Source organism: Streptomyces griseorubiginosus (assembly GCF_017614965.1).
Classification (GTDB): domain Bacteria; phylum Actinomycetota; class Actinomycetes; order Streptomycetales; family Streptomycetaceae; genus Streptomyces; species Streptomyces griseorubiginosus_B.
Genome location: NZ_WVUG01000103.1, coordinates 14,101 through 27,273, shown reverse-complemented (window position 1 = coordinate 27,273; position 13,173 = coordinate 14,101). Strand labels below are relative to the sequence as shown.

At 71.7% G+C, this 13,173-nt stretch carries 9 protein-coding genes and 1 pseudogene; 4 read left to right on the top strand and 6 right to left on the bottom strand.

What is annotated here, in order from left to right; all coding sequences use genetic code 11:
- Both GRC12_RS20450 and GRC12_RS20445 read left to right on the top strand, forming a co-directional pair.
- Positions 1-557, top strand: a pseudogene (locus tag GRC12_RS20450) (AMP-binding protein); the annotation flags it as partial.
- A gap of 22 nt (positions 558-579) precedes the next feature.
- The gene (locus GRC12_RS20445; RefSeq protein ID WP_208780754.1) at positions 580-1,830 is read left to right on the top strand and encodes an acyltransferase domain-containing protein; all 1,251 of its coding nucleotides are present in this window, start codon (positions 580-582) and stop codon (positions 1,828-1,830) included.
- 45 nt (positions 1,831-1,875) lie between these two features.
- Here GRC12_RS20445 and GRC12_RS20440 read toward each other — a convergent pair whose 3' ends face one another.
- The 4 genes from GRC12_RS20440 to GRC12_RS20425 form a co-directional block, all read right to left on the bottom strand.
- Positions 1,876-2,490 carry a response regulator transcription factor gene (locus tag GRC12_RS20440; protein WP_208780753.1) on the bottom strand — a complete coding sequence of 205 codons (615 nt, stop codon included), beginning with the start codon at positions 2,488-2,490 and terminating at the stop codon, positions 1,876-1,878.
- 108 nt (positions 2,491-2,598) lie between these two features.
- Positions 2,599-3,804 (bottom strand): sensor histidine kinase, encoded by a 1,206-nt coding sequence (locus tag GRC12_RS20435; protein WP_208780752.1) that lies wholly within the window; start codon positions 3,802-3,804, stop codon positions 2,599-2,601.
- Positions 3,805-3,987: 183 nt separating this feature from the next.
- Entirely contained in the window at positions 3,988-6,246 is a 2,259-nt protein-coding gene (locus tag GRC12_RS20430; RefSeq protein WP_308286585.1) for a TOMM precursor leader peptide-binding protein, read from the bottom strand.
- Between the two features lie 32 nt (positions 6,247-6,278).
- Positions 6,279-6,569 (bottom strand): hypothetical protein, encoded by a 291-nt coding sequence (locus tag GRC12_RS20425; RefSeq protein ID WP_208780750.1) that lies wholly within the window; start codon positions 6,567-6,569, stop codon positions 6,279-6,281.
- Between the two features lie 297 nt (positions 6,570-6,866).
- Here GRC12_RS20425 and GRC12_RS20420 point away from each other — a divergent pair, with 297 nt between their 5' ends.
- Together GRC12_RS20420 and GRC12_RS20415 are read left to right on the top strand one after the other, a co-directional pair.
- Positions 6,867-7,661 carry an AfsR/SARP family transcriptional regulator gene (locus tag GRC12_RS20420; RefSeq protein ID WP_208780749.1) on the top strand — a complete coding sequence of 265 codons (795 nt, stop codon included), beginning with the start codon at positions 6,867-6,869 and terminating at the stop codon, positions 7,659-7,661.
- A gap of 639 nt (positions 7,662-8,300) precedes the next feature.
- The gene (locus GRC12_RS20415) at positions 8,301-9,890 is read left to right on the top strand and encodes an acyl-CoA carboxylase subunit beta (protein ID WP_208780748.1); all 1,590 of its coding nucleotides are present in this window, start codon (positions 8,301-8,303) and stop codon (positions 9,888-9,890) included.
- Positions 9,891-9,983: 93 nt separating this feature from the next.
- Here GRC12_RS20415 and GRC12_RS20410 read toward each other — a convergent pair whose 3' ends face one another.
- Positions 9,984-10,778, bottom strand: a complete 795-nt coding sequence (locus GRC12_RS20410) for a hypothetical protein (protein ID WP_208780747.1) — start codon at positions 10,776-10,778, stop codon at positions 9,984-9,986.
- Position 10,779: 1 nt separating this feature from the next.
- Complete coding sequence (locus GRC12_RS45675; RefSeq protein WP_244373411.1) at positions 10,780-13,143, bottom strand: hypothetical protein; 2,364 nt, start codon at positions 13,141-13,143, stop codon at positions 10,780-10,782.
- Positions 13,144-13,173: the final 30 nt, after the last annotated feature.

Sequence of the window (13,173 nt, the reverse complement as noted above, 5' to 3'; positions counted from 1 at the left end):
GGGTGGCGGGGGGCTACTGGCGCGACCGGACCGCGACCGCGGCGGTGTTCGATGCGGTCACCGCGGACGGCGAGGGCGGTCATCTGCGCACCGGTGACCTGGGCGCGCTCTGCGACGGCCTGCTCCATGTGACGGGCCGGCTCAAGGACATGATCGTGGTGGCCGGCCGCAACCTGTACCCGCAGGACCTGGAGCACGCCGTGCAGCGGATCAGCGCCCTGTTCGGCACCGGCACCGCCTTCTCGGTGCCCGGGGAGCGGGAACGGGTGGTGATGGTGCAGGAGTTGCGCACCCAGCAGCGCTACGACCTCGATCTGGACGGTCTCGTCGGCGACGTGGAGCGCTGCCTGGCCGAGGAGTTCGAGGTCAGCGTGGACGGCGTGCTGCTGGTGCGGCCGGGCACGATCCGCCGCACGACCAGCGGGAAGGTGGAGCGGGCGGCCACCCGGCGGCTGTTCCTCAACGGCGGCATCAAGCCCCTGCACCAGCGGCTGGACGGTGAGTTGCTGCCGGTGACCCGGCGGCCGCGCGCGGCACGCACGGCACGCAGTCGGTGAACGCATCCGAGAGGAGCAGAAGGTGAGTGGACCGGGGCGGGATCGGCCGGACGAGCAGGGCTATGTCGAGTGGCTGACGGAGCGGATCGGCGAGCGCGTCCGCAGGGAGGTGCGCGAGGACATGCCGCTGATCGAGTGCGGTCTGGACTCCGTGGCGCTGCTGGGCCTGTACGGCGACGCGGAGGACGCGTTCGGGCCGCTGCCGGACCACCCCGTGGAGGTGTGGCCGTACACCACGATCCGCAATCTCGCCCGGCGGCTGGCCGGGCGGGACCGCGTGGCCCGCTGCGAGGGCCGTATCCGGACCGCGTTCGTGTTCACCGGGCAGGGCTGCCAGCATCCGGGGATGACGGCGGGGCTGTACGCGCACTGCACGGCCTACCGCCACCACCTCACCGAGGCAGACGAGGCACTGGAGCCCCATCTCGGGCGCTCGACGGTGGAGTTGGTGCTCGGCCGGGACCCTTTGATCGACCAGACCTCGCTCGCCCAGCCCGCCCTGTTCGCCGTCGGGTACGCGCTGGCGGCGACCCTGCTGGAGGAGGGCGTGCGGCCGGTCGCCGTACTGGGGCACGGGGTCGGGGAGTTCGCGGCGGCCACGGTCAGCGGTGCGCTGCCGCTGGCGACGGCGGCCGAACTGGTCGCGTCCCGGGGCTCGTTCATGCAGCACCTGCCGGCCGGCGGCGGCATGATGGCGACCTGCGCCGACCCGTTCGAGGCGGCGGAGGCGGCCACCCAGGAACCCGGAGTGTCCATCGGCGCAATCAACGCGGCGCGCGCCACGGTGCTTTCGGGCGACATCGCGGGCCTGGAGCGGGCTCGCCGACGCCTCGCGGACATCGGCATCGCCAGCACCTTCCTGAAGGTGACCCACGCCTTCCACTCACCGCTGATGGCCCCGGTGACCCCCCGCCTGGAAGCCCTGGCCCGCCGCATGCCGACGTCGGCGCCGGCACTGCCGTACTACTCGACGGTCTACGGCCGTGACTACGACGGCCCTCTGGACGCCCCGTACTGGGGCACCCAGATCACCGCCCCGGTCCGCTTCGCCGACGCGGCCCGCGCCCTGCTGACCGAACAACGCCCCACTCACGTGGTGGAGATCGGCCCCAAACCGATCCTCACCCCGTTCCTGCGCCGCATGGGCGGCCCGAACGGGCCCCGCTGTCTGCCCGCGTGCCGGGGGCCGCAGAGCAACGCGGTCGATTTGGCGGGAATCCTGTCGGCGCTGAATGCGGGCCCTTTGGCGGACGACGTAGAAGAAGGTTTCTAATTCAACCGACTCGGCGCAACCCGGCATTCGAGGGAACCCAGCCCTCTACGGAACCCAGCCGGCTTCCTCGGCAATGCGAATCGCGTCCACCCGATTCCGCGCGTGCAATTTGTCCACGATCGCCGTCAGGTAATTCCGCACGGTCCCCGGGGTCAAATACAGCTCCACCGCGATCTCGGCCGCGTCCGCTCCCCGCGCGGCCAGGCGCAGCACCTGCGTCTCCCGGGGCGACAACGGGTTCTCCGGCGCCTCCCACGCACTGAGCGCCAGGTCGGGATCGACGACCCGCCCGCCCTGCGCGACGGTCCGCACCGCCTGCGCCAGACGGTCCGGCGGCGAGTCCTTCAGCAGGAAGCCCGAGACCTGCGCGGCCATCGCCCGCCGCAGGGTCCCCGGCCGCCCCAGGCTCGTGAGGATCAGACTGCGGCACTCCGGCAGCTTCGCCCGCAGCTCGGCCGCCGCGGTGAGCCCGTCCGTGCCGGGCAGGTCGATGTCGATGACGGCCACGTCGGGCCGCACCTCCAGCGCCGTCTTGACGATGAGATCGCCCCGGTCGATGGAGGCGACCACCTCCAGGTCCCGCTCCAGTTCCAGCAGCGCCACCAGTGCGCCGCGGATCATATGGACGTCCTCGGCCAGCAGGATTCTCACCGACAGCATTCGTTCTTCCCCCTGTTCCCCCGTGAGCGTGCCCGTGCCGTGCCCGGCCCGCGCCGTGCCCGTGCCCGTCCTCGTGCTCGTACCGCTCGCCGTGCCTTCTCACGTGTGTCACGCGACGGACGCGCTCGGCTTCCCGCCGCTGTCGGGGGCGTCGACGGTGACCGGACGGACGGGCGCCTCGGCGACGAGCCGGAACCGCCCGTCCCGCGTGGTCTCCGCCGTCAGCGTGCCGCCGATCTGGGTGAGCCTGGTGCACAGGTTGCCCAGACCGCTGCCGCTTCCGCCACCCCCGTCCCGGGGCGTCTCCTGCGGCACGACACCGTCGTTGACCAGCGTCAGCCGTACCGTCTCCCCCTCCACGGCAGCCGTGATGGCACATGACTGGACCTTGCTGTGCCTGAGGATATTCGTGACACCCTCCCGAAGGGCAGTGGCCAGCACGGTGTCCACGAGCGGGTGCAGCCGGCCGCAGTCGATGTCGGCCTCGACCCGGACGTCGGCCGCGGCCATCACCTCGGCCACCGAGGCCGCCTCGGCCTCCAGCGACATGTCCCGGTAACCGCTGGCCACCAGCCGTACGTCGGCGAGCGCCTGGCGGGAGACGCCGAGGACGGAGGCCACCTCCTCGCGCGCCCGCTCGGGGTTGACGGGGACGAGGCGGTGGATCAGCTCGCTCTTCAATGTGATCGTGGAGAGGCTGTAGCCCAGCAGGTCGTGCAGGTCGCGGGCGAACCGCAGCCGCTCCTGCGTCACCGCCATGCGGGCCATCTCGGCGCGGGTGTCGTGGACTTCGCGGACCAGGTCGGTCAGCCGGGTGAGTCCGTAGATGACGAGGCCGGTCAGCGCGGTGGAGATGGCGAAGTAGCCGACTTCCAGGGCGGGGACGCGCGCGGAGAGGGACCAGCCGAGGATGGTGAGGGTGACCGTGCCGTAGAGCGGCCAGGCGAACCGTGCCGGAAGCAGCAGCAGAATCGATCCGCCGAGTGGTCCGGCCATGCTGCCCCAGGCGACCCCGATCCACACCATGGGGACGAAGGTCAGCAGTGCCTGGACGACGAGCGCGGTCCCCCGGCGGCGGGCCGACCACTGGCGGGCGCCGGCCGAGGTCACCATGAACTGCAGGGCGTAGAGGCTCAGTACGAGGCACAGACAGATGCCCAGACCGACGTAGTTGGAGACCGCGTCCAGGACGTTCAGCATGGTGATGACGCCGAAGCCCGAGATGACCGTGATGCTGATCCCCTGTGCCAGTCGCGGCGCCGGGACCTCGAACCGGCCCGACTGCCGTCTCGCCCCTGAGACAGGGCTCCGCATCACAAACTCCCCCTATCCGGATCCTCACCGAACGGCATACGGAGGGAAAGCATCCGGTTGCCCGAAAGGGATCCCGGATGCTGCCCGTCCGCACCGAATCCGCGTGTGGGATTCGGGAAGATCTGTGACTGAACTATAGGCCGTAACGGCACGGCAAGAGGGATATGTGATAGGTGCAGCTAGTCATACGGGGAGCGGGACGGGGTTCAGTTCCTCGAACAAGACGGGACGTGCCCGGTGGCCGAGACGCACCGGCACTTCATAGAGGCGGCCGGGCCCGAATCTGGCGTAGAACGGGCGTAGTCCGGGCACCACAACCTTCACGACCGGAATCCCCACGTCCGGCCGAGTCTGGTCGAGCACCATCAGATCCAGACCGTGCCGGGAGGCCAGCGCGCAGATCTCCCCCACGTCGTCGAGCAGATCCCCGTGCCGGGGGAAACCCGCCCAGTCACCGGGCCGCCTGCCCGACTGGCCCGGATCCGGATCGAGTTGCGGCTGGGCGAGCAGCGTCCCCCCGGGCATCGGCTGTGGCCACGGCAGGAGTTGGGCCGCCTCGGTCAGGGCCCGGCGCAGCGCGAGCCGTGGATCGAGGTGCGCGCCGAAGCCGCAGACGAAATCGGGGTCCCTGTCAGGCGCGGGTCTGGACACGACGGCCACGACCGGTACGCCGAGGTCGGTGGTGAGGTCGAGTGCCGCCACCGTACGGCCCGCCCGGCCGAAGGCGTCCCGCAGTCCGGCCAGCCACGGCTCGTCGAAGGCGTCCAGGTCGAGGGCCGGCACCCGCAGCCGGTTGTACCACCACACGGCCACCGCGTCCCGCTCCACCAGCTCCAGGAACCCCTGCACCACGGCGTCCTCCAGGCTGCAACCGGCCGCGTTGCCGTTGGAGTCGGCCCACAGCCCGTCGGCCGCCCCGCACGGCGAGGCGTCGAAGTACAGCGTGGAGGTGGGCAGCAGCCGATGCGTCCGCCCGGTGAGCGACCACACCGGCGTCCACTCCGTCGCCTCTCCGGCGTCGAAGGGCCGACCCACCCGGTGGAAGGGCCCGTGCGCGGCGTTCCAGCGCTCCCGGTCGCCGTACTGCCGCTCATGGAAGAGCCGGTACGAATTCGGATGAACGGCCCGCTCCCCCAGTGCGGCGAGTGTGTCACGGACCGTCAGTTCATCGCCCTGCCGGGATGCGCTGAAGCGCTCCACCGCCTCGCACAGCGCACTGGCCCGCGCCTCGGCGGCGGTCACGCCCTTGCCCCCGCTGCGCGCCCGCAGCACCCGGAGCAGTTCGGCGGCGGACCGACCGCCCAGGGCTAGGTTGTGCCCGGAGTCGTAGGCGTGCAGCCCCTCGGGGAGTCCGGGCAGCGGACGGATGTCGGTCACCACACCGGTGAGCTGGCCGACGAGGTGACGGTGTCGCTCCAGCATCTGCTCGGCGGACAGGGCACGGTCGTTGCTGCCGCTCCCTGCCGCCTTGGGTCTGGAGACCAGGACCACCGGCCGCCGGGTCCGCTCGGCCACCAGCCCCGGGTCACCGCAGTCCGGGCACTGCGGACGCCGGGTCACCGGGTGATGGGTGCTGCGCATGGTGAGGCTGTCCAGCGTGCACACCGCCCGCTGCTCCGGACACCGCACTCCCGCAAGCCACTTGGACGCCTCCAGGGCGGCACTGTGCAGTCCCAGGGCGCGTACGGCGGCCAGCGACGGCGCCGGCCGGGCCACGGCGGCGTTGGCCCCGAGGACCCGGCGCACCTCCCACTCGGCCCGCCGGTGGGCGCGCAGCCGGTGGGCCAGACAGCCCCAGCACGCAGCGTCCTCGGCGGGCGCGAACACCGGCCCCGTCCAGGGCTCGGCCCCGAACGGCTTGGCCAACAGCCAGGGCCGCCCCTGACCGCGCAGACGCGCGGCCAGGGGGCGGAGGCTTGGGTGCAGGTAGTCGTCGCAGAGGACGAGCGTGAGGGGGGCGTCGGGGTGGGCGTGGGAGTCGGAGCCGGCATGGTCATGGAGGTCGGCATCGGCCGGGACCGTGCTGAGCCCGGCCGCCCGAAAGGCGGCGTGCGCCTCCGCGCCGTCCACGTCACCGACGGTGATGAGCGCCACCGGTGTGCCCCTGACCCGCTCCTGGGCCGCGGCGCCCTCGAGACCGGCACGGTCCCAGTAGGCCTCCGCGGACCGACCCTCGGCGCCGGCCTCCTCCGCGCGCCGGCCGTCGGGCCGGTATCCGACCAGGTTGGCCTCCGCCAGGCGCCGCACCAGCCGCCCGGCCTCGTCCACGGGCATCGCCGCCGCGGCCTCCCGCAGCAGCTGGGGCAGGGTACGGCTGCCGTCCAGCAGGGCGGCCAGGGTCTCGACTCCCGCTCCCCGCACCGCCGTCACGTCCTTGTCGGACCACAGGAACACGGCCTCCCCCGGTACCGTCTCGGCCCGCACATGGCGCTTGAACGCCACGAAGGGCTCCGGAGCGGGGGTGTCGCTCCCGCTCACTCAGCCTCGCCGACGGCGAGCGGGGACGGCCCGGTGGGGGACCAGCAGACGCACCAGCTCGCCGAGGAGACGGTCACCCCGGCCCCGCTGAGGCTCTCGACGGAACGGCTCCCGCCGGTCATGTACCGCGCCTCTCCCTCCGACAGACCGAACTCCCGCAGAACGGCGGCCGGATCGGCCTCGAAGCGGCCGGCGAGCTGGGGTTCGAGTCCGGTGCGGGCGGCGAGCTCGGCGAACCGGAGGACTTCTTCGTGGGAAAGCTCTTCACGAGCTGCTACGACGTTCATGTGTTACCCCCTGTGATGAACGAACGAGTGAGTGTCTGAACCGTGGACGGACCCGAGTCGGTGCGAACGTTTTGCGCCGCTTCGAACGTCCGTCGGCGTCTGCTTCGAGAGTCTGGGGTGGGGCGGCCCCCGGAGTGCAGTGCCACGTTCACAGGGCACCCATGACATTTTCATGATTGAGCGCATGCGTGACTCACTGGGGCGCGCGGGGGTGCGGATGCCAGTCTCGATGACCTGACTCCGTAAGGGTCGCCACGGGGATCGCCAGGCGGCCGCACCCAAGGGGGAGAGACACACATGGAGATCAAGGTCCTGGGGTCGCTCGCCGCGCACGAGCGCGGGATCCCGGTGGTGCCCACCGCCGCGAAGCCCCGTCAACTGCTGGCGCTGCTCGCCCTGCACGCCGACCGCGTGGTCGGCGTCCCGACGCTGATGGAGGAGATCTGGGGCGAGAACGTCCCCCGGAGCGCCTCCACCACCCTGCAGACGTACATCCTGCAGTTGCGGCGCAAGATCGCGGCCGCGCTCGCCGACGACCCGCTGCTCGACGCCAAGGACGTCCTGGTCACCCGGCTCGGCGGCTACCTCCTGCGGGTGCAGCCCGGCCAGGTGGACGCCCACGAGTTCGAGCGCTGCTCGGAGGACGGCCGTACGGCCTTCGAACTCGGCGACTACCGCACGGCCTCCGACCTGCTGCGGCGCGCGCTCGCCCTGTGGCAGGGCCCGGCCCTGGTCGACGTACCGGCCGGCTCGGTCCTGGAGCTGGAGGTCCTGCGTCTCAACGAGGAGCACACGACCGCCCTGGAACGCCGCATCGAGGCGGACCTCAGGCTCGGCCGGCACGCCGAGGTGGTCCCCGAACTGCGCGTCCTGGCCGCCCGCCACCCCCTCCACGAGGGCTTCTGCGCCCAGTTGATGCGCGCCCTGCACCGCGCGGGCGGCAGCTGGCGAGCCCTGGAGGCCTACCAGCGCCTGCGCGGCTCCCTGGTCCACGAACTGGGCCTGGAACCATCGGCAGCCCTCCAGGACCTCCACCAGGCGGTTCTGTCAGGCGACCCGGACCACGCCCTGCATCCGGCGACGGCGGAGTGAGCGGCGGGGGAGCACTGGTCGGGGGCCCCGGCGGGCCTGCCGCCCGCTCCGGCGGACCGCGACCGAGCGTCGACGAGCATGGACCGGTTGGCGTGGCCAGGGGCTTGCTGCCCGGGCGCCGGCGGACCGCGACCGAGCGTCGACCAGCATGGACCGGTTGGCGTGGCCAGGGGCTTGCTGCCCGGGTGCCGGCGAACCACGACCGAGCGGTCACGGCCCCTGACCGAGCGGCCTGGGCAGAGCCTGCTGTCTCAACCTGGACGAAGGCCGGCCGATGGGCACCGAGCCGCGCGACAACCACCGGCCGAACCCCGCGAGGGCGACGGTCGGCCGGTCCCCTGATCGAAGAACGCCACCCGACCTCCGGCCTCCGGCCTCCGGGTTAGGCGGGTCTCCGCCGCGCGAACATGGGCCGCGCGCCGACTGGCTGCGTTCAAAGGGCCGACGACGACCGACGGGCACCAGCGACGGGTGACCGGACCGGCGGCGCAACGACCACCGAACGCGTCGAAGGAGCGGAAGTCAACGGTTCGCCAGTCCCCGGGACCAGCCGACTGACGGGCTGACTCCGCCGAAGGCTCAAGCGGCGCTCCAGGGGACGTACCGTACCCTTCGAGGCCGCCGCCCTACGTTGCGGCAATGACGACCTTCGACGAACTGCTCACCCTCGCCCCGGCCCCCGATCTACGGCGCTCCACCGACGAGTTGAAACGGCTGAAGGAGGAGCTGAGCCGCGGCCCCGACCCCGAGGCCACCCGGCGTCAGCACGCCAAGGGCAAGCTCACCGCGCCCGAGCGGCTGCAACTCCTCTTCGACGAGGGCACGTTCACCGAGATCGAGCCGCTGCGCCGGCACCGAGCCACCGGCTTCGGCCTGGAGGAACGCAGGCCGCACGGCGACGGCGTGGTGATCGGCTGGGGCCTGGTCCACGGCCGCACGGTCTTCGCGTACGCCCACGACTTCCGCGTCTTCGGCGGCGCCCTGGGCGAGGCCCACGCCCAGAAGATCCACAAGGTGATGGACCTGGCGGAGGCGGCGGGCGCCCCGGTCGTAGGCCTCAGCGACGGCGCGGGCGCCCGCATCCAGGAGGGCGTCACAGCACTCGCGGGCTACGGCGGCATCTTCCGCCGCAACACACGCGCCTCGGGCGTCATCCCGCAGATCAGCGTCATCCTGGGCCCCTGCGCGGGAGGCGCGGCCTACTCCCCCGCCCTCACCGACTTCGTCTTCATGGTGCGCGGTACGTCCCAGATGTTCATCACCGGCCCCGACGTGGTCCACGCAGTGACCGGTGAGAAGATCACCCACGACGGCCTGGGCGGCGCGGACGTCCACTCCTCGCTCTCCGGCGTCTCCGGCTTCGCCTACGACGACGAGGCCGAATGCCTGGCCGACGTACGCCACTTGCTCAGCTTCCTCCCCCAGAACAACCGCGAACTCCCCCCGGTCTCCCGCACGGGCGACCCCGCGGACCGCCGCACGGACGCCCTGACGTCCCTGGTACCGGCAGATCCCCAACGGGCGTACGACATGCGGACGGTGATCGAGGAGATCGTCGACGACGGCGACCACTTCGAGGTCCACGAGGGCTGGGCCCAGAACATCGTCTGCGCCCTGGCCCGCCTGGACGGCCACGTCGTGGGCCTGATAGCCAACCAGCCCACGGCCCTCGCCGGCGTCCTGGACATCAACAGCTCCGAAAAGGCGGCCCGCTTCGTCCAGTTCTGCGACGCGTTCAACATCCCGCTGGTGACCCTGGTCGACGTACCGGGCTTCCTCCCCGGCGTGGACCAGGAACACAACGGCATCATCCGCCACGGCGCGAAACTCCTCTACGCCTACTGCAACGCCACGGTCCCCCGCATCTCCCTGGTGGTCCGCAAAGCGTACGGCGGCGCCTACATCGTCATGGACTCCCGCTCCATCGGCGCCGACCTGTCCTACGCCTGGCCGACGAACGAGATCGCGGTGATGGGAGCGGAGGGCGCGGCGAACGTCGTCTTCCGCCGCCAGATCGCCGCCTCCGACGACCCGGACGCGACCCGCTCCCGCCTGATCAAGGAGTACAAGTCCGAGCTGATGCACCCTTATTACGCGGCGGAACGGGGCCTGGTGGACGACGTGATAGACCCGGGCGAAACGCGAACGGTCCTGATCCGCTCACTGGAGATGCTGCGTGCGAAGCACGTGAGCCTGCCGGAACGGAAGCACGGCAATCCGCCGATGTGACCCCAACGGGCGTGCGGGGCCGGGTGGATCGCCCGCCCGGCATCGACGTGCGGGCGGCCCGTGCGCTCCCTCCGACCACCAACCCGCCCGCCGTCACGTCCTTGTACGGGCCATCGCGTCGAGGGCGTCGAGCACATGTGCCGTCACCTCGTCGACGGAGCGGCCGGCGCAGTCGACGCGCCGGACGGCAGGCCCGGTCCGCACCTCGGCCAGCCGGTCCAGCACCGTGCCGTAGCGTTGCCGAGTCGCCGACAGGAACGCCCGGGTCTCGTGCAGTTCGCTGTCCCTGGCGCGTTGGTGGGTTCGCCGCAGCGCCTGCTCGACGGGCAGGTCGAGCAGGACGATGCCGTCCGGCAGGGACACACCGAAGCTCCGGCCGAGCCTGCCCAGCAGCTCGTGCAACGGCAGCCTGCCCCAGCGCAGCACCTCCGTGCCCAGCTCCCAGGGATCCGCCGTACCCGAAGCCGTCCGCAGCCAGTCCCGTACCGCCTCCGCCGCGCCCGTCTCCTGTTTGTGCCACCAGTCCTCCACGTCGCCGCCCGGCTCGGTGTCCCCCGCGACGGACGCGAACACAGGCAGGTACACCAACGGGTCGACGAGCGGATGCCGGTCGGCGAGCAGTGTCGGACCGCGTCGCGCGGCCTGCCGTTCCGCCGAGCCGAACAGACACAGCTGCAGATAGAGAACAGCGATCTTGAGCTGCACCCTGCCGAGTTCATCGGCCGCGGACGAGGCGTCGGCGAGAGCCGCGGACAGGTCCGCGAAGGGGCTGCGCGGATCCTCGTGCGCCCGTACCGCGTGGACGACCGCGATGTCGTCCCGCTCTCGAATGCGACGCAGCACCGTGGTCTTGCCGACCCCGTCGATGCCGACCAGAGCGACCCTCATCTCACGCACCGTCCTGCTCGTGTTCGAGGTGCCACAGGCGGAAGGCGGTCTGCGTCACCCTGGGCAGGAAGGCGAACTCCCGCTGCGTGTGCCCTGCCGCGTACAGCGCCAGACGGGTCGTCAGGAACTTCCGCAGCGCCAGTCGGTATCCCCGTCGCCAGTCGCAGCCGTCGACGAGCGCCGCCGCCCGCGGCGACGCCTCGGCCACCGCCCGCGCGTGCGCGGTGAGAATCCGGTCGACCTCGGCCGACGTCACCTGTGGGCCGACGGTGAACGCCAGCAGTTCCACCACGTCACGCTGGGGCACGTCGACCGTGGCGAGCTCCCAGTCGTACACCACGATCCGCCCGTCCCGCACCGCGATGTTGCGCGGGTTGAAGTCGTTGTGCACCAGGGTCCGCGGCAACGCGTGCAGTTCCTGCGTCCAGTATCCGGCGTCCTCGATCAGGCCCAGCAGGATGTCCCGACGGCCGGCGTCCAGCAACTCGGGTGCCTCCGCGGCGGCGTGCAGGACGAGTGCCCGCCACAGCTCCGCAGCCTTCGCGAGGTGAGCCGGCTCGGGCACGTGGTGCAACCATCCCTCGGACTGGAGTTCCTGGTCGCGGCCGAGCCACTGCCCGTGGACGGGTGCGACGGCACGCAGGGCGTCGTCGATCCGGCCGGCGTCCCAGGCGCCAGTCGCGTCCGGCAGCCTTTCCATCAGGACGACGTAGGCCTCGCGCTCGTCGTCCTCGATCAGGCCGTAACAGCGTGGCAGGAGATCCCTCAATGCCCGCTCCGTGCGCCGGTACACCGCCAGTTCTCGCCGGTGCGCGCCGACGAACTCCGTTTCGGAGCCCCAGCGCTCCCATGCTCTGACCAGGTCCTCGCCGCACAGCGAGAGGAGCCTCGCGATGCCGGCCACGATCTCCTCGCCCCGTGACTTGACCTTCGCCACCAGATCGACGGTCGTGGCGGAACCCCGGCCGACGGTCCAGCTCACCGTCAGCGGGTACAGGCCGGTCAGCCTGCGGCGCTCGCCCAGGGCACCGAGTTCGCTGCTTATCCCGTCGCCGGTGAGCGCAGGGGCCTGCGTCACCCGGGTGACGTGCAGCCGCGGGTCGTCGAGCCCCTGCGCCAGCACCGGTTGCAGGAGAGCCACGTCGAGGTCACCGGGCCGGAGCCAGTCCACGCGGCGCGCCCTGCCCAGTCGCCGGTGCGCGTCGGCGAACTGGCCGCTGACCACCGCGGCAAGGGTCGAGACGTCGAGGGCGAGGGCGAACCCGGCGACGATCTCGGCGAACCGGCCGGCCCCACCTGCGCCGGCGCAGCCGAGAAGGGTGAGCAGTTCTCGTTGGTGCGGCAGTCCCGTGCCGCCTCCTACGGTTCCCACCACCAGGTTGGGCAGCAGGATCGTGGCGATCAGGTCGTCGCCGTCCGCCTCCACGGAGAAGACGGACACTCCTGACTCGTGGACGCAGGCCACGTCCTGCCCCGTGGCGACGAACAGCGCGGCCACGACGTTCGCCGCGTTGACCCCGTGCCCGAGCATGCCGGCCTGCTGCGCCCCGAGGACCGTCGCGGTATGGCTCCTCACCATGGCCTCGGGTGTGGTCTTCAGCACGGCGCTCACCACGTCGCGGGGCAGCCTGCACTCGGCGGTGACCCGGGTGCCGCGGCCGGCCAGCATGGATCCGACGGTCACCTTCTTGTCGCCGCTGAGGTTGCCCTCCAAGGGCATGTGCCGAGGACGCAGGTCCTCCCGGTCGCTGAGCGCGTCGGTCAGCCAGCGGCAGATCTGCCAGGTCACCGCGGTGGTCATGTTCTGGCCGGCGGCGTCGGCCGTCTCGAAGACGAAGCGCAGGTGCAGGTAGCGGCCGATCTGGTACGGGTCGACATCGATCAGCCGGGTGTGCCGGGAGACCAGGCGGACCTGCTCGTGCACCGCGCCGCGCCGGTCGAGCAACCAGGCGGTGAACCGGTGCGCGGCGGCGATGTCGGCGAATTCCAGCACGGGTGCGCGGGTCATCCGCTGCGACAGCACCTTCGTCCGTACTCCTCCTGCCGCGGTGATGGCGCGTGCGCCCCGGGACGCCGACGCGACCAGCGCGCCCTCCGTGGTGGCCAGCGGCGCGACGACGCTGTCACGCACCGCGTCCCCGGCGAACAGCAGCGGTCCGGCGAGGCCCACCGGCACCTCGACGGAACCGAGGAAGTTCTCCACGTTGCCGACCAGGTTCCGGGCGGCCAGGGCGGTGCTGTCCATGGACGCGAGCGGGGTGCCGCTGCGTTCACGCAACCAGGTCAGCCGTTGCCTGCGAGCGTCCTCGGTGTACTGTCCCCGGCCCGGAATGGCGTCGGCCCGGCCCGGATCGGCGTCGGTCATGCATCCCTCGTTTCGTGGCGTGGCATCGGC